The 26080-nt window shown below is 69.2% G+C and carries 28 protein-coding genes; 14 read left to right on the forward strand and 14 right to left on the reverse strand.

Annotation, left to right across the window (positions count from 1 at the left end; genetic code table 11):
- From ABE485_RS26775 to ABE485_RS26800, 6 genes are all read right to left on the reverse strand, one after another.
- Window positions 1-1391, reverse strand: a 1391-nt coding sequence (locus ABE485_RS26775; RefSeq protein WP_346518283.1) for an AMP-binding protein, incomplete at its 3' end; no start/stop codon positions are given.
- A gap of 3 nt (window positions 1392-1394) precedes the next feature.
- Window positions 1395-1943, reverse strand: a complete 549-nt coding sequence (locus tag ABE485_RS26780; protein ID WP_346518284.1) for a hypothetical protein — start codon at window positions 1941-1943, stop codon at window positions 1395-1397.
- Window positions 1940-2194, reverse strand: coding sequence for an acyl carrier protein (locus ABE485_RS26785; RefSeq protein ID WP_346518285.1), 255 nt, complete (start codon window positions 2192-2194; stop codon window positions 1940-1942). The genes ABE485_RS26780 and ABE485_RS26785 overlap by 4 nt, the downstream gene beginning before the upstream one ends.
- A 16-nt stretch (window positions 2195-2210) precedes the next feature.
- Complete coding sequence (locus ABE485_RS26790) at window positions 2211-2471, reverse strand: phosphopantetheine-binding protein (RefSeq protein ID WP_346518286.1); 261 nt, start codon at window positions 2469-2471, stop codon at window positions 2211-2213.
- Window positions 2468-3316: a lysophospholipid acyltransferase family protein gene (locus ABE485_RS26795; RefSeq protein WP_346518287.1), complete on the reverse strand. Its 849-nt coding sequence runs from the start codon at window positions 3314-3316 to the stop codon at window positions 2468-2470. The genes ABE485_RS26790 and ABE485_RS26795 overlap by 4 nt, the downstream gene beginning before the upstream one ends.
- The gene (locus ABE485_RS26800; protein WP_346518288.1) at window positions 3313-4035 is read right to left on the reverse strand and encodes a beta-ketoacyl synthase chain length factor; all 723 of its coding nucleotides are present in this window, start codon (window positions 4033-4035) and stop codon (window positions 3313-3315) included. Before ABE485_RS26800 ends, ABE485_RS26795 begins: the two co-directional genes overlap by 4 nt.
- Before the next feature lie 229 nt (window positions 4036-4264).
- Here ABE485_RS26800 and ABE485_RS26805 point away from each other — a divergent pair, with 229 nt between their 5' ends.
- From ABE485_RS26805 to ABE485_RS26835, 7 genes are all read left to right on the forward strand, one after another.
- A complete protein-coding gene (locus ABE485_RS26805; RefSeq protein WP_346518289.1) occupies window positions 4265-4804 on the forward strand; it encodes a 4'-phosphopantetheinyl transferase family protein in 540 nt (179 codons plus the stop codon).
- A 96-nt stretch (window positions 4805-4900) separates the two neighbouring features.
- A complete protein-coding gene (gene hmpA / locus ABE485_RS26810; protein WP_346518290.1) occupies window positions 4901-6118 on the forward strand; it encodes an NO-inducible flavohemoprotein in 1218 nt (405 codons plus the stop codon).
- 58 nt (window positions 6119-6176) lie between these two features.
- A complete protein-coding gene (locus tag ABE485_RS26815) occupies window positions 6177-6614 on the forward strand; it encodes an Rrf2 family transcriptional regulator (RefSeq protein ID WP_346518291.1) in 438 nt (145 codons plus the stop codon).
- A 104-nt stretch (window positions 6615-6718) separates the two neighbouring features.
- Window positions 6719-7966 (forward strand): D-amino acid dehydrogenase, encoded by a 1248-nt coding sequence (locus ABE485_RS26820; protein ID WP_346518292.1) that lies wholly within the window; start codon window positions 6719-6721, stop codon window positions 7964-7966.
- Between the two features lie 155 nt (window positions 7967-8121).
- Window positions 8122-9030, forward strand: a complete 909-nt coding sequence (locus tag ABE485_RS26825; RefSeq protein WP_346518293.1) for a DMT family transporter — start codon at window positions 8122-8124, stop codon at window positions 9028-9030.
- A 72-nt stretch (window positions 9031-9102) separates the two neighbouring features.
- A complete protein-coding gene (locus ABE485_RS26830) occupies window positions 9103-10056 on the forward strand; it encodes a proline dehydrogenase family protein (protein ID WP_346518294.1) in 954 nt (317 codons plus the stop codon).
- Between the two features lie 21 nt (window positions 10057-10077).
- Entirely contained in the window at window positions 10078-10902 is an 825-nt protein-coding gene (locus ABE485_RS26835; protein WP_346518295.1) for a helix-turn-helix transcriptional regulator, read from the forward strand.
- Here the strand turns inward: ABE485_RS26835 and ABE485_RS26840 are convergent.
- Window positions 10842-11516 carry a flavodoxin family protein gene (locus ABE485_RS26840; RefSeq protein ID WP_346518296.1) on the reverse strand — a complete coding sequence of 225 codons (675 nt, stop codon included), beginning with the start codon at window positions 11514-11516 and terminating at the stop codon, window positions 10842-10844. The genes ABE485_RS26835 and ABE485_RS26840 overlap by 61 nt on opposite strands.
- Before the next feature lie 123 nt (window positions 11517-11639).
- Here ABE485_RS26840 and ABE485_RS26845 point away from each other — a divergent pair, with 123 nt between their 5' ends.
- Window positions 11640-12524, forward strand: a complete 885-nt coding sequence (locus ABE485_RS26845) for a LysR substrate-binding domain-containing protein (protein WP_346518297.1) — start codon at window positions 11640-11642, stop codon at window positions 12522-12524.
- Here ABE485_RS26845 and ABE485_RS26850 read toward each other — a convergent pair.
- Entirely contained in the window at window positions 12481-13788 is a 1308-nt protein-coding gene (locus ABE485_RS26850; protein WP_346518298.1) for an MFS transporter, read from the reverse strand. The genes ABE485_RS26845 and ABE485_RS26850 overlap by 44 nt on opposite strands.
- Before the next feature lie 104 nt (window positions 13789-13892).
- Here ABE485_RS26850 and ABE485_RS26855 point away from each other — a divergent pair, with 104 nt between their 5' ends.
- The 4 genes from ABE485_RS26855 (at window position 13893) to ABE485_RS26870 (ending at window position 17468) form a co-directional block, all read left to right on the forward strand.
- Window positions 13893-14816, forward strand: a complete 924-nt coding sequence (locus ABE485_RS26855) for a LysR family transcriptional regulator (RefSeq protein ID WP_346518299.1) — start codon at window positions 13893-13895, stop codon at window positions 14814-14816.
- Window positions 14813-15718, forward strand: a complete 906-nt coding sequence (locus ABE485_RS26860) for a LysR family transcriptional regulator (RefSeq protein ID WP_346518300.1) — start codon at window positions 14813-14815, stop codon at window positions 15716-15718. The genes ABE485_RS26855 and ABE485_RS26860 overlap by 4 nt, the downstream gene beginning before the upstream one ends.
- Window positions 15719-15837: 119 nt before the next feature.
- A complete protein-coding gene (locus ABE485_RS26865; RefSeq protein ID WP_346518301.1) occupies window positions 15838-16467 on the forward strand; it encodes a glutathione S-transferase family protein in 630 nt (209 codons plus the stop codon).
- A 29-nt stretch (window positions 16468-16496) separates the two neighbouring features.
- On the forward strand, window positions 16497-17468 hold the full coding sequence (locus ABE485_RS26870; protein ID WP_346518302.1) for a pyridoxamine 5'-phosphate oxidase family protein: 972 nt from the start codon (window positions 16497-16499) through the stop codon (window positions 17466-17468).
- A 37-nt stretch (window positions 17469-17505) separates the two neighbouring features.
- Here ABE485_RS26870 and ABE485_RS26875 read toward each other — a convergent pair whose 3' ends face one another.
- The gene (locus tag ABE485_RS26875) at window positions 17506-17988 is read right to left on the reverse strand and encodes a winged helix-turn-helix transcriptional regulator (protein ID WP_346518303.1); all 483 of its coding nucleotides are present in this window, start codon (window positions 17986-17988) and stop codon (window positions 17506-17508) included.
- Window positions 17989-18111: 123 nt separating this feature from the next.
- Here ABE485_RS26875 and ABE485_RS26880 point away from each other — a divergent pair, with 123 nt between their 5' ends.
- Complete coding sequence (locus tag ABE485_RS26880) at window positions 18112-19386, forward strand: MFS transporter (RefSeq protein ID WP_346518304.1); 1275 nt, start codon at window positions 18112-18114, stop codon at window positions 19384-19386.
- A 4-nt stretch (window positions 19387-19390) separates the two neighbouring features.
- On the opposite strand, the gene ABE485_RS26885 is transcribed toward ABE485_RS26880, so the two are convergent.
- Together ABE485_RS26885 and ABE485_RS26890 are read right to left on the reverse strand one after the other, a co-directional pair.
- The gene (locus ABE485_RS26885) at window positions 19391-21160 is read right to left on the reverse strand and encodes an acyl-CoA dehydrogenase (protein WP_346518305.1); all 1770 of its coding nucleotides are present in this window, start codon (window positions 21158-21160) and stop codon (window positions 19391-19393) included.
- Between the two features lie 35 nt (window positions 21161-21195).
- Window positions 21196-22851, reverse strand: a complete 1656-nt coding sequence (locus tag ABE485_RS26890) for an acyl-CoA synthetase (protein WP_346518306.1) — start codon at window positions 22849-22851, stop codon at window positions 21196-21198.
- Between the two features lie 160 nt (window positions 22852-23011).
- On the opposite strand from ABE485_RS26890, the gene ABE485_RS26895 reads away from it, so the two are divergent.
- Window positions 23012-23722: a Crp/Fnr family transcriptional regulator gene (locus tag ABE485_RS26895; protein ID WP_346518307.1), complete on the forward strand. Its 711-nt coding sequence runs from the start codon at window positions 23012-23014 to the stop codon at window positions 23720-23722.
- A 23-nt stretch (window positions 23723-23745) separates the two neighbouring features.
- Here the strand turns inward: ABE485_RS26895 and ABE485_RS26900 are convergent, their stop codons facing one another.
- From ABE485_RS26900 to ABE485_RS26910, 3 genes are all read right to left on the reverse strand, one after another.
- Window positions 23746-24468 carry an aspartate/glutamate racemase family protein gene (locus ABE485_RS26900; RefSeq protein ID WP_346518308.1) on the reverse strand — a complete coding sequence of 241 codons (723 nt, stop codon included), beginning with the start codon at window positions 24466-24468 and terminating at the stop codon, window positions 23746-23748.
- 26 nt (window positions 24469-24494) lie between these two features.
- A complete protein-coding gene (locus ABE485_RS26905; protein ID WP_346518309.1) occupies window positions 24495-24953 on the reverse strand; it encodes a carboxymuconolactone decarboxylase family protein in 459 nt (152 codons plus the stop codon).
- A 95-nt stretch (window positions 24954-25048) separates the two neighbouring features.
- Window positions 25049-26023 carry a tripartite tricarboxylate transporter substrate binding protein gene (locus ABE485_RS26910; protein ID WP_346518310.1) on the reverse strand — a complete coding sequence of 325 codons (975 nt, stop codon included), beginning with the start codon at window positions 26021-26023 and terminating at the stop codon, window positions 25049-25051.
- Window positions 26024-26080: the final 57 nt, after the last annotated feature.

Raw genomic sequence — 26080 nt, forward strand, 5'->3', positions numbered from 1 at the left:
TCGTTTTCCGGCCGCCCGGGCGCGTCCGCCGGCGCGGCGGCGGGCGCCAGCGGGCGGGGGCCCGCCGCGCTTTCGAAGTCGGACTGCGGCAGCTTGCCCTGCGCGTTGCCGGGCAGGTGACGGAAAAGCCGCCAGGTGCGCGGGATGGCGAGCGATTCGAAGCCCGCGCCCAGATGGACCCGCAAGGCGTCCACAACGGCTTTGCGACCCCGGTTGCGCAGCGCGTGCAGGCCCCGCGCGGACACGGCCACCAGGGCCGCCAGCCGGGCGGCGCCGGCCCGCCTGCCCAGCCGCGCATCCGCCACGTACTCGTGCCGCATCAGCGCCTGCTCGACCAGCGGCAGCGAAATGCGCTTCTCTTCAACTTTCACGATGCGGTCCAGGCGGCCCAGCAGCCGGAAACCGTCGCCCGTGATTTCCGCCCCGTCGGCGGTGAGTTGGTCGGCCTCGTTCACCCAGGGCGACGTGACGTGCAGGGCGCCCTCGTTCAGGGACACGGCAACGCCGGGCAATGGCTGCCAATCGGCGGCGCCCGTGCGCCAGGCGACGGCGCCGGTTTCCGAACTGCCGTAGATTTCGGTCGGACGCAGGCCGAGCGATCTTTCGATGTCGTCGGAGACTTCGATCGGCAGCGCGCCGCCCGACGAATGGATGCGGATCAGCCTGCCGCGCAGCTGCGCGCAGTCCAGGCGCTGCCCCAGGCGGCGCAGCAGGGCCGGACTCGCGATCCAGGTGAAGGTCTGGTGGCGCAGGCTGGCCTGCTGCAGGTCTTCAGGATAGAGCCGCTGGCGCCGGTCGATAGGCCGGCCCGCGCACAACGGCCACAGCACGCGGAAGGGCAGGCCATACATGTGCTGGGCCGAGACGCTGCCTAGCACCGGCGCATCCGTATCGGGCCATTGTTGCTGCAGGGCCTGCACTTCCTGCGCCAGTTGGCGCCAGTGCTTGACGATGTGCTTGGGCGTCCCGCTGGACCCCGAGGTGCACAGCACCATGGTCTGGGACACGTCCAATTCCGCCGGTTCCAGCGGGGGATGGCCGTCCAGGTCGGCCAGGCGCCATGGTCTGGCCGAGGGCAGGGGAAGGCCGGCATCGGTCAGCCATGCGTCGACGGTGGCGTCCAGCGCGGCGCAGGTCTGCGGCTGGCAGTCGCCCGGCAGCACGGCGACGACGCCTGCGCGCCAGCAGGCGAACAGCGCGCAGGCCAGTTCCGCGGCGTCTTCGAACCAGAGCGCGGCCCGCGTGACTGAACGCGCTTGGAGGGCGCCGGCGATCCGCAGGCAGGCTTGCGCGAAGGCGTCGCGCGACAACGGCGGCGAATCGGCGACGACGAGGTCCGGGGTCAGGGACGCCGAAGGCAGCAGCAGGCGGGGCAGGGCAGTCCAGGCCATGGCTCAGGCAGCCTTTGCCGTGGCGGGACGCAGCAGCCATTCCCCGGCGATCAGCAGTCCCATCAGCACATAGCTGGCGCCTCCGTTGTAGGCCATCCACCAGCTCCAGGGCCCCCAGGCCGCGAGTCCCGCGGCAACCGTGCCGTTCAGCAGGAAGAACAGGCACCAGGCACGCGTGACGTTGCGCGTGTAGCGCACGCCTTCGGGCGGCAGGTCAGGGTGCCGCAGGCGCGCCAGGCGCTCGACCACGGGCTGGCCGGCCCGCAGGCTCAGGCCGAAAACGGCGAGCATCATGCCATTGACCAGCACGGGATACCAGCGCAGCCATTCCTGCGAATTCAGCAATGCCAGAATTGCGCAGAAGGCGAGCGCGCAGGCGGGCAGCAGGCGATCTCCGGGCTGCGCGGCGCGCGCGGTCAGGCCGCGCGCGAGCCACAGCAGGGCCAGCGGCAGCGCCAGCCATGCCGGGCTGACGTGCTCCAGCGTCGCATAGACGATGAAGGGATAGGCCACGCCGGCGGCGGCCAGGACGGCCGCGACGCCACGCCTCATGCGGCGGGATCCTGCTTGTGCAACATGGCCTGCACGACGTCTTCGACGGTGCGGACCGTGCGGAAATCGTTGGCGTCGAGCTTGCGCCCGGTCTGCCGCCTGACGTGGTCGATGAGATCGATGGCATCGATGCTGTCGATCTCCAGGTCGGTGTAGAGGTGGGCGTCGGGCGTGATCCGTTCCGGTTCGATTTCGAACAGTTCGACCAGCGCGCCGCGCAGCGTATTGAAAATGTCCTCGCGGGTATGCATCGTGGCTCCGTATGCGTCAGTCGCGGCGTTGCGCAGTGACAAATGCCGCCAGGCTGGCAATGCTGGCGAAATGCTCGCGCATGTTGCGCGTTTCGGGATCGATGGTGATGCCGTAGCGCTTCTGCAGCGCCAGGCCCAGTTCCAGCGCGTCCACCGAGTCCAGGCCCAGGCCGTCGCCGAACAGGTGCGCTTCGCGCTCGATGTCATCGGGCGTGATGTCTTCCAGCCCCAAGGATTCGATAAGGAGCGTTTTCAGCTCAAGTTCCAGTTGATTCATCCAGCTTTGACTCCACTTCCACTGTCTTGGGGCGACTGATCATTCATTGAGGCGCCGGCCGGCACGGTGCGCGTCAGCTCGGCTTCGAAATAGGCATGCAGGTGTGCGTTCATCTTGCGGCCGGCGATGGGCAGCGGATGCGCATTGCTCCACGTTGTCGGGTCGATATCTTCGCCAACCTGGATGACGTAGCGCATCCGGCTGGCAGGGATCCGGTACCAGGGCTCGCCCTTGGTCAGGCTGCGCGGGTTCATCCGGATGACGACCGGCGTCACGACGCTGGCCCCGCGCAATGCGATGGCGCAGGCGCCGCGATGAAACTGCGGCATGGCGTCGGGCGGCGTGCGCGTGCCCTCGGGAAAGACGATCAGCGTCTCGCCGTTGCGCAGGACGTCGGCGGCGCGGTCGAACATGTCGAAGCTCTCGTCATTGGTGATATAGCCGGCGTTGGCGACGGGGCCGCGCGTGAACGGATTGGTGGCCAGGCCGTGCTTGACGATGCAGTTGGCGTTCTTCACGTGTCCGACAAGAAACACCACGTCCAGCAGCGAGGGGTGGTTCGCCAGGATCATCTGGCCCGGGCGGCCCAGGCGTTCGGCGCCTTTGAATTCGACAGTCAGGATGCCCACGCGGACCATGAAGCGGATGAACAGCCGGAAGGTGCCGTTCAGCGCCCAGCGCGCGCGGCGCTGCCGGTCGCGCCGGGATCCCGGCAACAGGCGCTGCGGCGGAAACACCATAAGGCGCAGCAGCACGCCGCCCAGGCCGAACAGGGTGAAGGCCATGCCGGTGGCGACCAGGCGCCAGAGCCAGAAATCTTGCCGGAGTTGCGCGGGGCTGGTCATGCGAGACGTGTCCAGGTCCATTGGCGGACGCGATTCGCATGCCGCCAGGCGGGAGTCCGCAGCGCGAGGTTGCGCAGCAGGTTCAACGGGTTGGGCCAGATCCGCGGGGCGTCGTCTTCGGCGCGGGCCGGGTCCAGCGTCAGGGCCCAGTCGGTGCCGGGACGCACCCGGAAAGCGGCCGCGTAGGAAAACGGCACATCGTCCACCCAGGGGGCGTAGGCATGGGGCGGCAGCTCTTCGGCAAGCACCACCAGCACGTTCTCATGGCCCTGTTCGAACAGCAGGGCGGCTTCAACGAAAGCGTGCTCCAGTCCGTCGTCCTCGACCGACAGGGCGACGGATTCCGCGGTTTCGCGGCGTATGATCGACCATTGCGCGGCGATCGAATTGTGGACCGACAGGCCGAACGCGGTCGGGGACAAGGGTTCGTCCGCCGCGAGCGATTGCAACAATCCGAAGTTGCGTGTTGTTTCGCCATGACGCGAAGCGAACACCATTGGCATGTCCGGATAGCCGTCCGCCAGCGGCCAGGCGCAGGCAAACACCCCGCGAGCCAGGGGGCTGAGGCGGCGGCGTTGCATGGGGGGCAAGAAGTCGAGGCGCGGAGCGCTCTGATCTCCGAAGGGGCAGTAGGGATGTTCAGCCCACGCCTGCCAACTGGTCGGGTCTTGAAATCCTGGAGTCCAACCTTGCCATTGCGCGATTGAGAACGTCAACATAGCGCGCGATTCTACTATGGCAAACTGTGCCTAAAATGTTTTGGATGGTTACATTTTACACAAAATAACCCGTTTTTTATATATTTTTATCGATTAGTTACTTACCTTCGTGAGCATTCAGGAACTTTTAATCTGGTGGGCGGATCCAACCGCCGCTTTTAATTACCGTGTTAATGAGCTGGCTCCGCAGGACGCGGCGCGGGCGGCTGCCATTCGCGGTGCAAAGGCGTTGCGCGACTGGAAAACCAGCCGTGCGCTGCTTCAGTCCGTCCGCCACGCCGTGCCCGCGCCAAGCGCCACGTCGCTCAGCCACAGCCGCGGACACGCGATCTGCGCGGCTGCGCCAGACGGCTGGATAGTCGGCGCCGATCTGGAAGCCATCCGGCCGCGCAATATCGATGGGTTGGCGCAATGGGTCTGCGATCCTGCCGAGCGCGATGCGCTGGAAGGGCAGGATGCCGATGCGCGCCTGGATCTGTTCTACAGGATGTGGACGCTCAAAGAGGCCTTTGTGAAGGCCGCCGGCCTGGATTTTCCCGCGGACATGGCGGCCGTGGGCCTGGCCCCCACGGGCGCTGGCATGGCATTGCGTGCGCCGGCGGGAACCTGGGAAGCCTGTTCCTACCGGCTTGGCGGCCAATGGATGGCCTCGGTGGTGTGGCAGCGCCCGCAGGGTGGGGCGCATGAACCGTTGCGCCCGCGCTGGGTCGGCGGGAGTTCCTGTCCGTTGCCCGCGCTGGAGTTTCTGGGGCATTTGCAGGCAGGCTGAGCCGCTGCGCCACCGCGATTTCGCGGTCCGCATTTAAAGATGTATTATAAATATATGTTTAAAGGCGAGCACGATCGCAATACCAAGGAGCAGTAGATGTTGAGCCCCCAAATCCGCGCGCTGGTCAAGGCCACCGCCCCTGTCCTGAAGACCCATGGCGTCACGCTGACCAAGCATTTCTATGCGCGCATGTTCCAGCACAACCCCGAACTCAAGCACGTCTTCAACCAGGCCCACCAGGCGGGCGGCGCGCAGCAGCATGCGCTGGCCGGCGCGGTGACGGCCTACGCCGAGCACATCGACGATCCCTCCGTGCTGATGCCGGTCGTGACGCGCATCGTGCACAAGCACGTCAGCCTGGGCATCCGGCCCGAGCACTACGCCATCGTGGGCAAGCACCTGCTGGCCTCCATCCGCGAAGTCCTGGGCGAGGCCGCCACGGACGAGCTGGTGGACGCGTGGGCGGCGGCCTATGGCCAGCTGGCCGACCTGCTGATCGCCGAAGAGGCGCGCCTGTATGCGGAATCGGCGAACAAGCCGGGCGGCTGGACGGGATGGCGCGCGTTCCGGGTGGTGGGCAAGCAGCCGGAAAGCGCCGAGATCACGTCGTTCTACCTGGCCCCGGCCGACGGCGGCACGGTGCCGGCGTACCGTCCGGGCCAATACATCTCGGTGCGCGTCTATGTGCCCGAACTGGGCCTGATGCAGCCGCGCCAGTACAGCCTGTCGGACGCGCCCGGCCAGGATCGCCTGCGCATTTCCGTCAAGCGCGAGCCGGCCGGCGACCAGACGCCCGCGGGCCGCGTGTCCAACGCCTTGCATGACCGCCTGGAAGAGGGCGGCGTGCTGGACGTGGCGCCGCCCCAGGGCGACTTCCATCTGCGCGAAGACGGCAACGCGCCGGTCGTGCTGCTGAGCGGCGGCGTCGGCCTGACGCCCATGGTGTCCATCCTGAACCACCTGGTGCGCGCCAACGACGACCGCCAGATCCGCTTCGTGCACGGCTGCCGCAACCGTTCCGTGCACGCCATGCGCGACCACGTGAACGACATCGCCGCCGGACGCGGCAATGTGCGCAAGGCGGTGTTCTACGAAGAGGTCGGCCACGCCGACGAACGCGGCCGCGACTACGATCACCAGGGCCGCGTCGACCTGCGCGCCATCCGCGACGACGCCATCGTGCCGGGCGCGGACTATTATCTGTGTGGTCCGGCCGCCTTCATGCGCGCACAGCGCGAGGCGCTGCTGGGCCTGGGCGTGGCTGAAGACCGCATCCACGCCGAGGCCTTCGGCACGGGCGGCGCGCCCGCCTGATCGTTGTATGCTGGCGGCCCCGCAATTCCGGGCCGCCGAACCCTCCCTCCAACCCGCCATGCAATTGACCCGATTCACCGACTTCGGCCTGCGCGTCCTGATGTACCTGACGCAGTGCCGCGACCGGCCCGCCGCCGTCACGATCCCCGAGATCGCGGACCGCTTCGCCTTGTCGCGCAACCACCTGGTGAAGGTCGTGCATTTCATGTCGCAGCGCGGGTGGGTCAGCACCTCGCGCGGCAAGGGCGGCGGGTTGAGCCTGGCGCGCCCGGCCACGGACTACCGCGTCGGCGACCTGGTCCGCGAACTGGAACAGCAGGGCCCGCTCATCGATTGCCATGAGCCGCCGTGCGCGCTGGACGGCGTCTGCCGGCTGTCGGGCGTGCTGGCCAAGACGCTGCAGGCGTTCTACGACGCGCTCAACGGCTACACCCTGGACGACCTGGTGCGCGAACCGACCGCCGCCGCCATCATCAAGCTGCATCGCATCGCCTGAGGCGGGCATGAAGTTTGGTTATGGCCCCTGCGCCGTTTGGCATTTGCCGGCGTGGGCGCGCGCGTTACAGAATGGACCTCTTCGCGGTCTTTTTGGATAACGGTATGCGCGTTTGCGTGATCGGCGCCGGCGTCGTGGGTGTCACGTCGGCCTATTTCCTGGCGCGCCAGGGACATGAAGTGGTGCTGGTGGACAGCCAGCCTCGTCCTGCAGAGGTCTCCAGCTACGCCAACGGCGGCCAGCTCAGCTACAGCTATGTCGCGCCGCTGGCCGGACCCGGGGTGCTGCCCAGCGTGCCCGGCTGGCTGCTGCGCCACGATTCGCCGCTGCGCTTCCGGCCGCGGCTGGATCTCCACCAGTGGCGCTGGTGCCTGCAGTTCGCGCTGGCGTGCCGGGCGTCGGTGGCCAAGGCGTCCACCGCCCAGCTGCTGACCCTGTCCTACCTCAGCCGCGATGTGATGCACTCCTTGCTGCAGCAGGAGAACCTGGACTTCGGCCATCTCAAGAACGGCAAGCTGATCGCCTACCGCAGCGCCGAGCTGCTGGACAAGGCGCGCGCGCTGGTGGCTTACCAGGCGGCGCACGGCGCCGACCAGCAGGTGCTGGACGCGGCCCAGACGGTGGCGCGCGAGCCCGCGCTGGCCGGCATGGGAGCCAGCCTGGCGGGCGCCATCTACACGCCCAGCGAAGAGGCCGGCGACTGCCGCCAGTTCACCGAAGCGCTGTTCGACCGCCTGCAGGCGATGGACAACGTGCAGTGCGCGATGTCCAACCCGGTTGCCGGCCTGCAGCGCGAAGGGCGCCGCATCGTCGCCGTCAACACGCGCGATGGCGATATCGGCGCCGACGCCGTGGTGCTCGCCACGGGCATCGGCACGCGCGCGCTGCTCAATCCCCTGGGCCACGACGTGCCGCTGTATCCCCTGAAGGGCTACAGCCTGACGGTGCCGCTGGCGGACGACGACACGATCGCGCCGCGCATCAGCGTGACCGACTACGAGCGGCGCATCGTCTACGCCCGCGTCGGCGGCGTGCTGCGGATCGCGGCCATGGTCGACATCGGCAGCGACAACGCCGATATCGACCCCGCACGCATCGACCTGCTCAAGCGGCAGGTGCTCGAGGCCTTCCCCGGGCTGGACCTGCGCCAGGCCATTCCCTGGGCCGGGCTGCGCCCGGCCACGCCCACGGGCAAGCCCCTGATCGGGCGCAGCCCCGCGGCCGACAATCTCTGGCTCAACATCGGCCAGGGCGCGCTGGGATTCACCCTGTCCTGCGGCAGCGCCGCGCTGCTCACCGCGCAGATGGGCGGGATGGAATTGCCGCTGGACGCCTCGCCGTTCAGGCCGTGACGGCACGGCGGCTGTCCATTTTGCGACAGGCCCTGCCTTTTCATCGGCAGACGGGCTGAACGCCGCTCAATAGGATAGCGGTCATCCCCCGCGCGCAGCCGTTTTCCAGGGCTGCGGGCGAGGGGAGCCGACTCCATCCTTCGAGCGAAACCGTCATGTCCTATCTGTTTCCCCTGTTCGCCATCCTGTTCTGGGCGGGCAACGTCATCGTCTCCAAGATGGCCGCCAGCGCCATCTCCCCGACTGCCATCACCTTCTATCGCCTGCTGCTGGCGCTGTTCCTGATGGGCCTGTTCACCGCCCGGCCCGCCTGGCGCAACCGCAAGGTCATCCTGCGCCACTGGCCCAAGCTGGCGCTCTACGGCGCGCTGTCGGCGGCGGTGTTCCAGGCGCTGTCCTACCGGGCGGCCGAGACCACCACCGCCACCAACATGGCCATCCTGACCGCGCTGATCCCGCTGCTCAGCATGCTGCTGAGCGTCGTGATCCTGCGCGATCCGCTTACGCTGGGCATGGCCGTCGGCGGGGCGCTGTCGTTCCTGGGCCTGCTGTACCTGGTGGGCCAGGGCGACATGCTCAGCGTGTTCCAGCACGGCGTCCACGTGGGCGACGGCCTGATGCTGCTGGCCGCCTTGTCCTATGCGCTGTACGGCGTGCTGCTGCGTCACTGGAAGGTGCCGGTGCCGGCCTGGCAGTCCACGTTCGTGCAGTCCATCTTCGCGCTGATCTACATGCTGCCGCTGTATCTGCGCGTGCCGCCCGCGCAGGCGGCGCTGGACGCCAATACGGTTCCGCTGATCCTCTACGCCGGCATTTTCTCGTCGGTGCTGCTGTCGTACCTGTGGATCGAGGGCGTGCAGCGGCTGGGTCCCAACCGCTGCAGCATCTTCATTAATCTGCTGCCGCTCTTCACCGCGCTGGCCGCCTTCATCATGCTGCGCGAACAGCTGCACGGCTATCACCTGCTGGGCGGGGCGGTCACCCTGGCCGGGGTGCTGCTGGCGCAGACCGTGCAGCGGCCGCTGTTCGGCGCCGGTCGCGCGCTGGCGGCGGGCAGGGCGTAGCCGCCCGTTCACGGGCGTTCAATACAGGCGCTGGCTTGCCCCGCATAGTTCCGATCTTTGAGCGGGGGAGCCATGAGCATTTTCCAGAGAAGCACGATCGCGCTTGCGCGCAGTCCGGCGGTCGGAGGGGCGATGCGGGCGATGGCGGCGCGGTCGTCGCTGGCGCGCCGCTTCGTGGGTGGGGCCGACCTGGAATCCGCGCTGCGGACCGCGGTCCGCCTGCGGGAGGCGCACGGCATCCGGGCCTCGCTGTTCTACCTGGGCGAGTACGTGGCGGACCGCGGCGCCATCGAGCACAACGTGGTCCAGGCGATCAGCGCGTGCCGCGGGCTGGCCGCGGCAGGGCTGGACGTCCACGTATCCGTCGATCCCACCGCCATCGGCTACATGCACAGCGACGCGCTGGGCGAGGACAATGCGCGCCGCATCGCCGCGGCGCTGCCGGCGGGGGGCGGGCGCGACGGGATGATGCTGGACATGGAAGACTCCGGCATCCGCGACCGCACCTGCGCCCTGCATCGGAGCCTGCTGGAGGCGGGCCTGCCCGCGGCCCTGACCTTGCAGGCGCGGCGGCGGCGCACGCCCGAGGACCTGGCCTGGGCGATCGGCCAGCGCACTTCCGTGCGGCTGGTGAAGGGCGCATTTCCCGAGCGCGCGCTGGACCACGCGGGACGCGCCCGCATCGACCAGGCCTACCTGGACGCGGCGTCCATCATGCTGTCGCGCCAAGCGCGGGCGTCCGGCTTCTATCCGGTCTTCGGCACCCACGACGACCGGCTGGCGGGCGCCATCATGGATCTGGCCCGCGAGCGCGGCTGGTCCGCCGCCGACTTCGAATTCGAAATGCTCTATGGCGTCCGGCCCGACTGGCAACTGGCGCTTCGCGGATTGGGCTATAACGTCAGGGTCTATCTGCCATTTGGCGCCGATTGGTGGCCGTACGCCATCCGCCGGGTGGGAGAAAATCCTCGCAACGCGTGGCTCCTGGCCCGTTCACTGACATCGGACGGGCGCTATTTCGGCTAGCCGCCATCGGCTGGCGCATTCATGGCGGTTTCTCAACACATCTGGCATTGCGGCGCGGGCCTGCCCGGCGACGTGCTGATCGCGGACCTGCGCGCCTACCGCTATGCGCCGCATTTTCACGACGCCTGGTCCATCGGCGCCATTGCACAGGGGCGTTGCGACTTCACCGTGCAGGGCAACCCGCACGCGGCGGGCGAGGGCGAGCTGGTCCTGATTGCCCCGGGACAGGTCCACACCGGCGGCACGTCCGCCCGGCCCCTGGCATACCGCATGGCGTATATCGACCCCGCCTGGTTCCTGGACCACGAACGGACGCTGTACGCCGAGGGCGCCCGGCTGGGCGGGCCGGTCATCGCCGATCCCGCGCTCTGCGAGCAATGGCTGGACGCGCTGACGCCCGACGACATCCCGCCCGCGCTGCGCCGCGAGCGCATTTCCGCGGCCTTGTTCGGCTTGCTGGCTGCCCATGCCGCGCCGCAAGGCCCGGCGCCGGCGAGCGCATCCGCCGACATGTCCGATATGTGCGCCCTGCTGCGCCAGCGCATGGCGGCCGATCCCGCGTGCGCGCCCGACCTGGAGGCGCTGGCTCAGGCGCAGGACCGGCACCGGACCACGCTGGTCAAGCAGTTCGCCCGGCGCTATGGCCTCCCGCCCCACGCCTGGCTGCGCAACTGGCGGGTGGCGCGCGCCCGCGCGCTGCTGCGGGCGGGCCTGCCGCTGGCGGACGCGGCCCACGCGGTGGGGTTTGCGGACCAGGCGCACCTGACCCGCGTGTTCAAACAGATCTACGGCAGCACGCCGGGCGTGCTGGCCAGGGCCGGCGCTTCCGGTTCCCAGACAGTGTGACTGCGGGGCGTCTCGATCCGGTAATCCGAATACTTGCGGGTGAAGAATTCCCTGCCCAGCGTTTCCGCCGCCGCCAGCGGCCGCCGCGGATCGCGCGCGACCTCGCCCCGCCGGTTGCCGGCGCCATGCACGTAGCCGACGAAGTCCGACCGGGTATAGCGCGCGTACTCCTGCACCTGGTGCACGATACCGAGCGCCGCGCCGGGATAGGTTTCTTCCGAGGCGACCGCCAGGCCCAGCCGCTTGCCGGTCATGCGGGCCATCACCCGCCCGGGTTCAGGGCCGGCGCCTGCGTAATGGGCGAACGAGCGGTCGAAGAACGCCTTGGTCTGCGCGGACATGCCATACCAGTAGATGGGCGTGCAGACCAGCAGGCCGTCGGCCGGCAGGAAATGCTCCAGGAACAGCTCCGCGTAGCGGTCGGCCGGGGGCTGCGCGTGCCGCAGGTCCGGCAGGAATCCCTGGAGGTAGTCGTCCAGGAACAGCAGCGTCGCCGACGTGCCGGCCGCCTGGGCTCCGCGGCGGGCGGCCTCGCCCAATGCGGCGCTGTTGCCGTCGCGGCGCGGGCTGCCCACCAGGATGAGCAGGCGTTTCGTTTGATGATCTGAATTCATGTCTGGCTCCGGGATGTGAATGAAAAAACGCATTCGATGCCGTGATACTGAGCTTCAGGAAGGCCGGCGACAAATGATGATTCCTTGACTAAGATGAACTGAATTCATCTTTGGAATCAGGCCATGTTCGCCACGCTTCCCGTCACCGCGCTGCGCACGTTCGAAGCCGCCGCCAGGCTGCGCAGCTTCAAGCTGGCCGCGGCCGAGCTGTCCGTCACGCCGACGGCGGTGTCCCACCAGGTCAAGGCGCTGGAACGCCACGTGGGGTGCGCGCTGTTCGACCGCGTGCCGCGCGGCGTCCGGCTGACCGACAAGGGGGCGCGCCTGTTCGCCGGCGTGCACGGCGCGTTGCTGGACGTGGCGCAGACCCTGGATGCGTTGCGGCCGGCGCCCGCGTCGGGCGCGCTGACGGTGTCCACGACCCATTCGTTTGCGGCGCTGTGGCTGGTGCCCAGGCTGGGGCGCTTTCATCAGGCGCATCCCGGGTACCAGTTGCGCCTTGACGCGAATCCGGACCCCGTGGACCTGCTGGAGGATGCCAGCGTGGATGTCGCCATCCGCTACAGCCGGCAGCGCTACCCCGCGCTGCACGCCGCCTGCGCGCTGCCCGAGTGGTTCGGCGTGTACGGGGCGCCGGCGCTGGTCGCGCGGGCGGGCAGGCGCGCCCCTGCGCTGGTGACGGTGCGCTGGCGCGATTCGGAACTGTATGACCAGGGCTGGCAGGCATGGTGCGAGGCCGCGGGCCTGCGGGCGTGGCGCCGGCCCGCCGCGGAACACGCCTACACCGAAGAGCACTATGCCCTGCAGGCCGCCATCGCGGGGCAGGGGCTGGTGCTGGCCAGTTCGGTCATGGTGTCGGACAGCGTGGCCGCGGGAACCCTGGTGCCGTACCGGCGGGAGGTGCGGGTGGCGGGTTCGGCCTACACCGCGCTGTGCGCGCCGGGACGCGAACGCCACCCGCCCGTCAGGGCCTTCCTGGCGTGGCTGCGCAAGGAATTTCGCGCCTAGCGGCGTCGATGCCCGAACGCGCGGCGGCGCGCGGCAGCAGCGGCAGCGCGGCCAGCATGCCGGTTCCGGCGACAAGCCAGGCCGTGGGCCACGAGCTTGCCGCCACGACATGGGGAATGACAAGCGGCGTGACGAACAGCCCCAGGTACACACTGGTGTTGGCCATGCCCAGCGCCGTGCCGGCGCGCGAGGCTCCGGCCAGCGTGGCCAGTTCGGTGTAGGCGACGCCGTGCCAGGCGGACGCGCAGATGCCCGCGGCGGCAAGCAGCAGGGCCACGGCAAAGGCGGTGCCGGCGGCGGGGGCCGGCCCGGCCGTCCATGCGGCCAGCGCCAGCGCCGCGTACAGCGCGAAGCTCAGCCGCGCGCAACCGCGCAGGGAGGCGCGGCGGTTGCCGCGGCGGTCCGTCCACCGCCCGCTCGCGATGCGCGCGGCCATGGCGCCCAATTGCACGGCAACCATCACGGCGGTCAGCGCGCCGATGCCGGCATGAAGATAGTCGTGCAGGAAGACGGCTGCAAAGGTCAGAACGGCGAATTGCGGGCTGCACATGATGCCGATCGCCAGCGCCGCGCGCCAGACGCGGGCATCGCCCAGCGGACTTGCGGCGGCGGGGCGTGGCAACAGGGCGGCGGCTTGCGGCAGGCCGGGGTCGCGCAGCCAGCACGCGGCAAGCAGCGCGGCGGCCCCGCACATCAGCGCCAGCACGCCGAACACCGCGCCGAAGCCTGCGTGCGCCGCCAGCCAGGGCAACAGCAGCGCGCCCAGGCCGCCGCCCAGCGGCACCGCTGTCTGGCGGATGCTCATGGCCAGTCCCCGCTCGCCTTCGTCGAACCACGCCATCACGGCGCGGCCGCTTGCGCCGTTGACGCTGCCGCCCAGCATGCCCACCAGCACCAGTCCCGCCGCCAGCAGCCAGAGGCTGGGCACGGCGCCGCCGGCAGGAACCGCCCAGCCGCTCATCCAGGCCAGCGCCGCCGCGGTCGCACCCAGGCCGGCCAGGAGCACGGGCCGGTCTCCCCAGCGGTCGGTCAGCAGACCCCATGGCAGTTCGAAGAGCGCCACGCCCAGGCCCAGCAGCCCCAGCGCCAGGCCCAATTGGTCGTTGTCCAGCCGGTAGCCCGTGCGCATGAAGACGGCGGTGGTGGGCAAGCCCGCCGCGACGGCCGAGAACGCCGTGTTGGCGGCGACACCCACGGCCAGCACCTTCCAGCGATGGGGCGGACGCTGCGCAACGGCAAGCGGGGAAGTCGGGGAATCGGACATGGCGGACGCTCGGAAGTGAATTGACGGCGCCAGTCTGCGCCTCTACCATGATTCCGAAAATCGGGAAGTTTTGTATTAATGGTTTTGAAAAACAGGACAATTTCATGAGGCCCGTCACGTTCGACCTGGAGGTGCTGCGCAGCTTTGTCGCGGGCGTCGACCTGGGCAGCTTCGGCCGCGCCGCCGACCGGCTGGGCCGGTCCACGTCCGCCGTCAGCGCGCAGTTGAAGAAGCTGGAAGAGCAGGCCGGCGTGGCGCTGCTGCGCAAGGACGGGCGCGGCCTGGCGCTCACGGATGCGGGCGAGACCATGCTGGCGTATGCCCGCAGGCTGCTGGACCTGAACGACCAGGCGGCGCGCGCGGTGCGCGGCGCGCAACTGCAGGGCAAGGTGCGGCTGGGCTTGCAGGAGGACTTTGGCGAGATGCTGCTGCCCCGCGTGCTGGGGCGGTTCGCGCGCGCCCATCCCAAGGTCAGGATCGAGGCCCACGTCACGCGCAACGCCGATCTGCTTGAGCGCATCGCGCTGGGCCAGCTCGACCTGGCGCTGGCCTGGGACCACGATGCGCGCCTGCCGCAGGCGCAGCGCCTGGCCGAACTGCCGATGTGCTGGATCGGCCCGGCGCATCCCGCGCCCGTGCCCGACGCGGACGGCGCGCTGCCGCTGGCCGCCTTCGAATCGCCGTGCCTGTTTCGCGGCTGCGCCACGGATGCCCTGGACCGCGCCGGCATTGCGTGGCTGGCCGCCTTCACCAGCCCAAGCCTGGCGGGCCTGTGGGCCGCCGTGGCGGCAGGCCTTGGCGTGGCGGTGCGCACGCCCCTGGGCCTGCCGCCCACCGTCCGCGCATTGAAACCGGGCGAACATGGCCTGCCGGAATTGCCCGTCATCGCGCTGTCGCTGTATCGCGCCCATGCGCGGCCCGACCCGGTCTGCGCCGCGCTGGACGAAATCCTCGTGCAATGCGTCAATGACAGCGTCGCCGCGTCGGCGGCGGGGCGTTTTCAGATACCGGAGCCCGGCGAGCTGTGAATCAATTCCATGAGATGACGGTGTTCCTGGCCGTGGCCGATGCCGGCGGCTTTGCCGCGGCCGCCCGCCGCCTCGAGATGTCCGCGCCCACCGTGACGCGCAGCGTGGCCGCGCTGGAGCGACGCCTGGGCGCGCTGCTGCTGGTGCGCACGACCCGCAGCCTGCGCCTGACCGAAGCCGGCCAGCGCTATGCCGCCGATTGCCGCCGCATCCTGGAAGAGGTCGAACAGGCCGACGAGGCCGCGGCAGGCGCCATGGCCGCGCCGCGCGGCGCGCTGGCCATCACCGCGCCCGCGCTGTTCGGCGAGCTGCACGTGATGCCGGTGGTGCTGGGCTATCTGCGCCAGCATCGCCAGGTGTCGGTGCGCACACTGCTGGTGGACCGCGTGGTGAACCTGCTGGACGAGGACATCGACGTCGCCGTCCGCATCGGCCCGCTGCCCGATTCCACGCTGACGGCGGTGCCGGTCGGGCACGTGCGCCGCGTGGTGTGCGCGTCCCCGGCATTCCTGCGCCAGCGCGGCGAGCCCGAAGACCCGGAAGCCCTGCACAGCTTCTGCACGATCACGGCCGCGATGGAGGGCAGGGGGCCGCAATGGCGTTTCCTGCAGGACGGCCAGATCCGGCGGCTGAATGTGCAATCCCAGCTCACGGTGACGTCGTTCCAGGCGGCGGTGATGGCGGCGCGCGAGGGCTGGGGCCTGACGCAGGTGATGTCCTACCAGGTGGCGCCGCATCTTGCCAGCGGGGCCTTGCAGGTGGTGCTGCGCGATTTCGAGATGCCGCCGGTGCCGGTTCATGTGGTGTTTCCGGAAGGGCGCAAGAGCTCGGCCAAGGTGCGCAGCTTCGTGGACTTTTGCGTCGAGGCGCTGCGCCGGGACCTGGCGACGCTGCCGGCCTGACCGGCTTTGCTTCACCGCCTTTATTTCACCCAAGGCAATAGTGTCTTGCCTGCGCCGGCCGTTCCCGATTCGGGCGGCGCGTTCCAAGATGGAGCCCTGAATCCACTCGGGAGCCCTCCGTGCAAGCCACCCCCCTGAAGTTCTATCGCTATCCGCTGTCCGGCCATGCGCACCGCGTCGCGCTGATGCTGTCCCTGCTGGACGTGCCGCACGAAGTCGTCGACGTCGATTTGCGCCAGCGCGAACAGAAGCGCCCCGAATTCCTGGCGCTCAATGCATTCGGCCAGGTGCCCGTGATCGACGACAACGGCGTGGTGATCGCCGACTCGACCGCCATCCTGGTGTATCTGGCAAAGCGCTATGGCGGCGAGGCGTGGCTGCCCCAGGATCCCGTCGGCGCGGCGATGGTGCAGCGCTGGCTGTCGGTGGCGTCGGGGCCGCTGGCTTCCGGCCCGGCGTCCGCGCGGCTGGTAACGCTGTTCGGCGCGCCGCTCGATGTGGACGCCACGCTGTCGCGCGCGCATGCCCTGCTTGCGGTCATGGAAGGCGAATTGAGCCGCCGCGATTTCCTGGCGGGCGATGCGCCGACCATCGCCGACCTGGCCTGCTACGCCTACGTGGCGCATGCGCCCGAGGGCAATGTGTCGCTGGCGCAGTATCCGCGCATCCGGGCCTGGCTCGTGCGCATCGAAAGCCTGCCGCGCTTCGTGCCCATGGAATCGTCGCCCGTGGGCCTGCTGGCTGCCTGAAGGCGGGCGCCGCCCGCAAGGAGACCGTCATGAACCCATCCGAGAACACCGCGCCGTCGCCCTGGCACGCCGGCGAGCTTGCCCTGCAGGAACATGCGGGCGTGGCCGCGCGCATGGACCTGGTCGGACGCAAGGTCATCCGCGATTACATGCCCGAGCAGCATCGCGAATTCTTCGCGCAGCTTCCCTTCCTGGTGGCCGGGGCGGTCGATGCGCAAGGCGATCCCTGGGCCGGCATCCTGGAAGGGGAACCCGGCTTTGCCGCGTCGCCCGATCCGCACACCCTGCGCATCGCCGCGATGCCGGACGCGGACGATCCGCTGCGCGCCGGGCTGGGGCCGGGCCTGCCGCTGGGCCTGCTGGGCATCGAGCTGCACACGCGCCGGCGCAATCGCATGAACGGCCGCGTCAAAGCCTGGGACGGCGAGCGCTTCGAGGTGGCGGTGGCCCAGTCCTACGGCAATTGCCCGCAGTACATCCAGTCGCGCGACTTCTATTTCTCGCGTTCGCCGTCGCTGCGCTTTGCCGCCGCGCTGCCTGAGCAGGGCGGACTGGACGCCGCGGCGCGCGCGCTGATCTCGGCGTCCGATACGTTCTTCGTCGCCAGCTACATGGACCGCGAGGAAAGCGCCGGCGGCCGCGGCGTGGATGTCTCGCACCGCGGCGGCAAGCCTGGCTTCGTGCGCGTGGACGGCGACGTGCTGACCATTCCGGACTTTTCCGGCAACCGTTTCTTCAACACCCTGGGCAACCTCGCGGCCAATCCCGTGGCCGGGCTGCTGTTCATCGACTTCGAGCGCGGCGACGTGCTGCAGTTGAGCGGGCGGGCGGAGGTGGTCCTGGACGATCCGGAGATTGCCACGTTCCAGGGCGCGGAGCGCCTGTGGCGCGTGCACGTGCGCAGGGCGGTCAGGCGGCCGGGGGCGCTGGCCTTGCGGTGGCGGTTCGATGCCTGGTCGCCGACCGCGCTGGCGACCGGCCGGTGGCCGGCGGCGGCGTAGGGCAAAGGCAACGGCCAGCCCCGGGCCGTACCGCCGGTCACCCGGCCGAGTCCGTCTGCGGATCCAGCCCGGAAGACGCCACCTTGCGCACGACCGTATCGCCAGCGGCAAGCAGGCGGCCGTCCTGGGCGCGGATTTCCATCCGGCGCACCGGCTGGCCCCGCTTGCGGTCGATAAGCGCCGAATGCGCTTCGTCGGGACTGAAGTAGTGGTCCTCGCCCCATTGGCGCAGGCCAACGATCACCGGAAACAGGGCCTGGCCTTTTTCCGTCAGTACGTATTCCTGATAGGCGCTGCCGTCGGACGCCGGCGCAACGGCCAGGATGCCGTGCGCGACCAGTGTGCGCAGGCGGTCGCTGAGGATGTTCTTTGCCATGCCCAGGTTCTTCTGGAATTCGCCGAAGCGGCGCAGCCCGTCGAAGGCATCGCGCACGATAAGCAGCGACCACCAGTCGCCGATGGCGTCGAGCGAGCGCGCCACCGGGCAGGCGGCGCCTTCAAGGCTGGTGCGTTTGACCATGTCGGTTTCCTTGCCGGATTGGGGTTGCGGATATCTGGCCGATTTCTGGATGGCATGCAATTTGGTTGCATTATAAAACCTTGTGGCCTAGCATTCTGGTTTCGTAATAAAACTGGATTTGTCATGAAACCTCCTGCTTCCCCTGATGCCGCCGCGCCCGGCGCCGGACCTGCGTCGCCCGCCCCGCCATCTGCCCCGCTGCCCGCTCCGCTGGTCCTGCTGCTGGCTGCGGCATGCGCGCTCAGCGTCGCGAACGTGTACTACGCGCAGCCGCTTCTGGACGCCATCGGGCGCGAATTCCGCATGGACGAGGCGGCGGTCGGCATCGTTGTCACCGCCACGCAGCTGGGCTGCGCGCTCGCGCTGTTCTTCGTCGTGCCGCTGGGGGACCTGCTGGATCGCCGCCGGCTGATGCTGGCGCAACTGGGCCTGCTGGTGCTGGCGCTGGGCGCGGTGGCATCGTCAACGAACACGCCCTGGCTGCTGGCAGGCATGGTGGCCCTGGGCCTGCTGGGCACGGCGATGACGCAGGGCCTGCTGGCGCTGTCCGCCGCGCTGGCCGCGCCGTCCGAGCGCGGGCGCGTGGTGGGCGCGGCCCAGGGAGGCGTGGTGATCGGCCTGCTGCTGGCGCGCACGCTGGCCGGCGCGTTGGCGGATCTGTGGGACTGGCGGGCGGTGTACCTGGCGTCGGCCGGGCTGTCCGCGCTGCTCGCGCTGGTGCTGGCGCGGTGGCTGCCGCGGCGGCGCCTGCCTTCGGCGGGCCTGCGCTACGGCGCGCTGCTGCGTTCCGTCTTCACGCTGCTGGCCACCGAGCGCGTGCTGCGCGTCCGCGGCACGATCGCGCTGTTGATGTTCGCCGCGTTCAGCGCATTCTGGACCGCGCTGGTGCTGCCGCTGAGCGCGCCGCCGCATGCGCTGTCGCACACGGCCGTGGGCGCCTTCGGACTGGTGGGGGTGGCGGGCGTGCTGATGGCGGCGCGCGCCGGGCGGCTGGCAGATGCCGGCCACGGCCAGCGGACCACCGCCGCGGGACTGGCCCTGCTATGCCTGGCGTGGGCGCCGATCGCCTTCCTGGAACAGAGCCTGTGGCTGCTCGCCTTTGGCGTGCTGGTCCTGGACCTGGCGTTGCAGGCGCTGCATGTCACCAACCAGGCGATGATCTTCAGCATCAGCGCGCAGGCGCACAGCCGCCTGGTGGCGGGCTACATGATGTTCTATGCGGTGGGCAGCGGCCTGGGGTCGATCGCCGCGACGGCGGTCTACGCGCGGTCGGGCTGGCTCGGGGTCTGTGCGCTGGGCGCGGGCATCAGCGTGGTCGCGCTGCTGTTCTGGGCGGCGACGGTGCCGCGCGCCCGCAAGACCCCGGAGGGACGGGCCGCGGCAGGCCGAGTGGTGTAAGCCCTTACGGCTGCACCTCATAGTCGCCCGACCCCAGCACCACCGCCGCCAGTCCCGGCGCCTGCGTCAGCTTGTGCAGGGCAAAACACTGCGCGGTGGCGATCTTGGCGTCGTGGAAGGCGGGGTCTTGCGCGCGCAGGTCCAGGCTGGCCAGCATCGCGCGGGCCATCTGCCAGCCGGCCAGCGTGGTGCCCGCCAGCAGCAGGTAGGGCACCGCCGCGCCGAAGACCGCGTTGGGATTGCCGGCCGCGTTGGCCAGGACGAATTCGACCGCGCTGGCCAGGGCCTCGCGGGCTTCGCGCAGCGGCTTGAGCATGCGCTGGGCGGCGGGCTCGCTGCGCGCTTCCAGGTCGGCTTCGGTCTGGCGCACCGCGTCCAGCAGGATCCGCGCCACGGCGCCGCCGTCGCGCAGGGTCTTGCGGCCGACCAGGTCGTTGGCCTGGATGGCGGTGGTGCCTTCGTAGATGGTCAGGATGCGCGCGTCGCGGTAGTACTGCGCGGCGCCGGTCTCTTCGATGAAGCCCATGCCGCCGTGCACCTGCACGCCCAGGCTGGCGACGTCGATCGACATTTCGGTGCACCAGCCCTTGACGATGGGCACCAGGAATTCCTGGATGGCGAGCTGGCGCTTGCGCTCGCCGGCATCGGGGCTGGCGTGGGCCAGATCCGCATGGCCGGCGGTGACATACGCCAGCGCGCGGCCGGCTTCGGTCAGGGCGCGCATGGTGCCCAGCATGCGGCGCACGTCCGGATGCTGGATGATGGGCACGGCGTCGCGCGAGGACCCGTCCACCGGCCGGCTCTGCACGCGTTCGGCGGCATAGGCCAGCGCATGCTGGTAGGCGCGGTCGGCGATGGCGATGCCCTGCACGCCGACCGCATAGCGGGCGGCGTTCATCATGATGAACATGGCGTCCAGGCCGCGGTTCTCCTGGCCGACCAGGTAGCCGAGCGCGCCGCCCGCGTCGCCGAACTGCAGCGTGGCGGTGGGGCTGGCCTTGATGCCCAGCTTGTGTTCGATCGACACGCAGGCGACGTCGTTGCGTTCACCCAGCGAGCCGTCGTCGTTGACCAGGAACTTGGGCACCAGGAACAGGGAAATGCCCTTCACGCCCTCGGGCGCGTCGGGCAGCCGGGCCAGGACCAGGTGCAGGATGTTCTCGGCCAGGTCGTGTTCGCCATAGGTGATGAAGATCTTGGTGCCGGACAGGCGGTACGTGCCGTCGCCCACGGGCTGGGCGCGGGTGCGGATCATGGCGAGATCCGAGCCCGCCTGCGGCTCGGTCAGGTTCATGGTGCCGGTCCACTGGCCCGAGATCATGGGGCCGATGAAGCGCTCGCGCAGTTCGGGCGAACCCGCCGTCATCAGGGCTTCGATGGCGCCGTTGGTCAGCAGCGGGCAGAGCGCGAACGACAGGTTGGCCGCGTTCAGCATTTCGGAGCAGGGCGAACCGATCAGGCCGGGCAGCCCCTGGCCGCCGTATTCCACGGGGTGGGCCAGGCCCTGCCAGCCGGCGTCGGCGTATTGGCGGAAGGCCTGCTTGAAACCGGGCGCGGTGGTGACCGCGCCGTCGCGCCAGGCGCTAGGCTCGCGGTCGGCCGGATGGTTCAGCGGCGCCAGCACCTCGGCGGCGAAGTGGGCGGATTCCTCCAGCACGGCCTGGGCGGTGTCGGGCGTGGCCTCCTCGAAGCCGGGCAGGGCGGCCACCTGGGGCAGGCCTGCCAGGTGGTTCAACACGAACAGCATGTCTTTCACGGGGGCTTGGTACGTCATGGCGCATGTGCTCCTGGATGTATCGGTTAAGCGGTTCAGACCGGCTTGCCGGGGTTGGCCACGTCGATGGCCGCGGTGGCGCCGACGGCGGCGCGCAGCTCGAATTTCTGGATCTTGCCGGTGGAGGTCTTGGGCAGTTCGCCGAAGCGCACGGCGCGCGGCACCTTGAAGCCCGGCAACAGCAGCTTGCAGTGCGCAATGATCTCATCGGCGGTGGCGGTGCAGCCGGGCTTGAGTTCGACGAAGGCGCACGGCGTCTCGCCCCATTTGGGATCGGGCATCGCAACCACCGCCACGGCCGCCACCGCGGGATGCCGGTACAGGGCGTCCTCGACCTCGATGCTGGAGATGTTCTCGCCGCCCGAGATGATGATGTCCTTGCTGCGGTCCTTGATGCGGACATAGCCGTCGGCCGTCATCACGCCCAGGTCGCCGGTATGGAACCAGCCGCCGGCGAAGGCGTCTTCGGTGGCGCGTTCGTTCTTCAGGTAGCCCTTCATGCAGATGTTGCCGCGGAACATGACTTCGCCGATCGTCTCTTCGTCGGGCGGCACTTCCTGCATGGTTTCGGGGTTGCGCACGGATACGCCGGCCTGCAGGTGGTAGCGCACGCCCTGGCGCGCGGTCAGCAGGGCGCGGCGCTCGGGGTCCAGCGCGTCCCAGGCGTCCTGGTGCGCGCACACGGCGGCGGGGCCGTAGACCTCGGTCAGGCCGTACACGTGGGTGAGTTCGAAGCCGATCTCGCGCATTTTGTCGATGACGGCCGGCGCCGGGGCCGCGCCCGCCACCATGGTGCGCACGGTGTGCGTGATGCCTGCGCGCATCTCGGCCGGGGCGTTGGCCAGCGCGCTTTGCACGATGGGCGCGCCGCAGTAGTGGGTGACGCCTTCGTCGCGGATCAGGTCGAACACGGTCTTGGGGTCGAACTTGCGCAGGCACACGTTGACGCCGGCGCGGGCGGCGACGGTCCAGGCGAAGCACCAGCCGTTGCAGTGGAACAGCGGCAGCGTCCACAGGTAGACGGGATGCTTGGGCATGTCCCATTCCAGGATGTTGCTGACCGCGTTCAGGTAGGCGCCGCGATAGTGGTAGACGACGCCCTTGGGGTCGCCCGTGGTGCCGGACGTATAGTTCAGCGCGATGGCGTCCCATTCGTCGGCGGGCGGCTTCCAGTCGTAGGTGGCCGGCGCGGCGGCCAGGAAGGCCTCGTAGTCGGTGGCGCCGGGCAGGGTGGCGGGCGCGCCTTCCAGGTCGTGCACCGAGATCACCAACAGGTGCGGAAACTCCGCCCGGGCCCGCTGGGCGAGGTCGGCGTATTCGGTGTCGATGATCAGCGCGCGGGCTTCGCCGTGGCCCAGCATGAACAGCACGCTGGGCGTATCCAGGCGCGTGTTCAGGGTATTGAGCACGGCGCCCAGCATCGGCACGCCGAAGTGGGCCTCGACCATGGCCGGAATGTTGGGCAGCATGACGGCGACCGTGTCGCCGCGCCGGATGCCCGCCTGTTCCAGCGCCCCGGCCAGGCGCTGCGCGCGTTCGTAGGTCTGCGCCCAGGTCCGGCGCGTCTTGCCGTGGACGATGGCCAGCCGGTGCCCGTAGACCTGCGCGGCGCGCGCAATGAAATCCACGGGGGTCAGGGCTTCGTAATTGGCCTCGCGGCGCGCAAGGCCGTGATCGAACATGCCGCTCATGCTTAGTCTCCAATGGGGCGGGCAAGCCCCTTATCTGTCTACCGAGGGTTTGATCCCCGTCGCTTGCCCTAGCTTATGGCCGGCCGGAAAATACTGTCTGTCGCCTGCATGACAGACCTTCCGCCAGGCGCGCATCCCCAAGTTTTACACGGTTCTTGCCATGTCCGATGTTTCAAACGCAGTTTCCCCCGATGAGCTGCCGGCCCTGTTTCGCGCCTGTTCGTGGTTCGCGGCGCTGGACGCCCGCCACCAGGACCTGGTGCTGGCGACCTCGCGCGCCGAACGCGTCGGCAACGGCGCGTGGATCGCGCGGCGCAATGCGCCGTCCGACTACTGGCTGGGCGTGAGCCGGGGCCTGCTGAAACTGGCGATCTACAACGAGTCGGGCCGCAGCTGCACCTTTTCGGGGGTGCCGCCGGGCGGGTGGTTCGGCGAGGGCAGCGTCCTCAAGCGCGAACTGCGCAAATACGATGTGGTGGCCATCCAGCCGTCGCTGGTGATGCGGGTGCCGGCCGACACGTTTCATGCGCTGCTGGCGGCCAGCCTGCCTTTTTCGCATTTTGTCATCGGCCAGTTGAATGACCGGATGGGCGAGTTCATCGCGTCCATCCAGAACCACCGTCTGCTGGATGCCGACGCGCGGGTCGCGCAATCGCTGGCCCAGCTTTTCAATCCGCAGCTCTATCCGTCCACCGACCTGACCCTGGCGATCTCACAGGAAGAACTGGGCTACCTGACGGGGCTGTCGCGCCAGCGGGTCAACCAGGCGCTCCAGACGCTGGCCGACCTGGGCATCCTGGCGCTGGCCTACCACCAGATCAAGGTGCTGGACCTGGAACGCCTGCGGCAATACGGGCTGGACCAGATCTGACGGGGTCGGCAGGCGGGGCCGCTTCAGGCGGGGCCGCCCGTAACCCGCCCGCGCAGCGCGCGGTCCAGCGCCGCCCGCGCCAGGATGCGGGTCGAATCCAGCGTCGGCAGCGCGCAATTGCCGTCGTTCAGCACCAGCGGCAGTTCGGTGCATCCCAGCACCACGGCATCGCAGCCGTCGTCGCGCAGGCGTTCGACGATACCCTGCAGGCGGGCCACCGATTCGGGGTTGAACACGCCGTAGACCAGTTCGTCCATGATGATGCGGCCCAGCAGCAGCCGGTCGTCGTGCGCCGGCCGTGCCCAGTCCAGGCCCCGCGCTTGCAGCCCGGCGGGATAGACCTCGCTGTCCACCAGCCAGTGCGTGCCCAGGATGCCGACGCGCCGGTAGCCACGCGCCGCCGCCACCGTGGCGACCTCCTCTGCAATGTGCAGCCAAGGTAGTGGCGACGCCGGCACGACCCGGTCCAGCGCCTGGTGGATGGTGTTGTCCGGGCAGATCAGGAAGTCAGCCCCGGCGCGGGCCAGCTTTCCGGCCGACGACAGCATCAACGCAGCCACGCCGTCCAGGTCGCGCCGATCCAGGCAAGCGACGTAGTCCGCCAGGGAATGCGTGTGCAGCGAAATCTCGGGGTGGGCATGCGGCCCCATGCGCTGCGCGCCCTCGGCGCACAAGGTGCGGTAGCAGAGCGCGGCGCCTTCGGCGGAGCAGGCGACGATTCCGATGTGCAGCGGCGCGGTATTCATCCAGGCGATTCCTTGTCGAGGCCCCGTCAGGCCGGCGTGTCGTCGAACAGGTCGGCTTGGCGCGGGTCAGCCGAAGTCAGGTCGTAGCCGATCTGCTCGGCGACTTCGTGCAGAATCGCCTGCGCGAGGTTGAAGGCGGTGTTCGCCGCGGGCACGCCGGCGTAGATCGCATTCTGCAGCAGCACTTCTTTCAGTTCTTCGGGCGTCAGGCGCGAGTCGTCGGGGGCCGTGAGGGCCGCGCGCACGTGCAGATCGAATTCTTCCCAGCGCGACAGCGACAGCGTGACGGCCAGCACCATCATGCGGCGCGACTTGCGCGGCAGGCCGTCGCGGCTCCAGATGTCGTGCCAGGCGTAGCGCGTGATCATGTTCTGGTATTCGGCGGTAAAGCCGGTGGCGCGCGAAAGCGACCGCTCCACCCAGGCATCGCCCAAAACGGCGCGGCGGTTGGCCAGGCCCTTGTCGAAATCGTCTTTACGGCTCATGGTGTCTCCTGCTGAGATGATCCGGGATGAGCATAAACGCAAACGCCGGCGCGCGTGTCGCGTGCCGGCGTTGTGGGCGCTCGGGTGCGCCGCGATCAGTTCACGTTGATGTTGTTGGCTTTGACCACGGCATCCCAGCGCGTCTGCTCATCGCCCACGAACTTGGTGAAGTCGGCCGAGCTGCTGCCCACGGGCGTGAGGCCGAGCTTGCCCAGCTTCTCGCGGGTTTCCGGCCGCTGCAGGGTCTTCTGGATAACGTCCTGCAGCTTGGCGACCACGTCGGGCGGGGTGCCGGCGGGCAGGAAGAAGCCGTTCCATTCGACCACGTCGAAGTCCTTGATGCCGGCTTCGGCCACGGTGGGCACGTTGGGCAGTTCGGGCATGCGCTTGGCCGACGACACGGCCAGGGCCTTGAGCTTGCCGGTCGTGACGTAGTTCAGGCTCGACGCGGCGTTGGCGAAGTAGACGTCGACCTGGCCGCCCATCACGTCCACGATGGCCGGAGCGCCGCCCTTGTAGGGCACGTGCACGGCTTCGATCTTGGCGTCCTTCTTCAGCAGTTCGCCGGCCATTTGCGCCAGGCTGCCGGGTCCGTAGGAGGCGTAGGTGTAGCGGTTGGGCGCGGCCTGCGCGGCCTTGATGAAATCGGGCAGCGTATTGAAGGCCGACCCGGGCGCGGCCACCACGATGTTGGGCACGCTCACGGCCTGCGACACGGGGATGAAATCCTTCTTCGCGTCATAGGGCAGCTTGCGCAGCACCGGGTTGATCGAGAACGCCGAGGCGTCGTAGAGCACCGTGTAGCCATCGGGCTTGGCGCGGGCCACGAAGGCGGCGCCGATCGAGCCGCTTGCGCCGCCCTTGTTTTCGATGACGACGCTCTGGCCCAGCACTTCGCCCATGCCCTGCGCGATGATGCGTGCGGCGTTGTCCGCGCCGCCGCCCGCCGAGTACGGCACGACCACGGTGATGGCTTGCGACGGATAGTCGGCCGCGACGGCGGCGCCGGCCAGGCTCAGGCCGAAGCCGGCAACGAGCGCGGCCCGGATCAGGGTTGTCTTGTTTTTCATGTCTACTCACTTCTCCCGTGCGGGGGGGTACAAAATTGATTGGAATAGTGGTGCATC

Source organism: Achromobacter spanius (assembly GCF_039673305.1).
GTDB classification, from domain to species: Bacteria; Pseudomonadota; Gammaproteobacteria; order Burkholderiales; family Burkholderiaceae_B; genus Achromobacter; species Achromobacter spanius_F.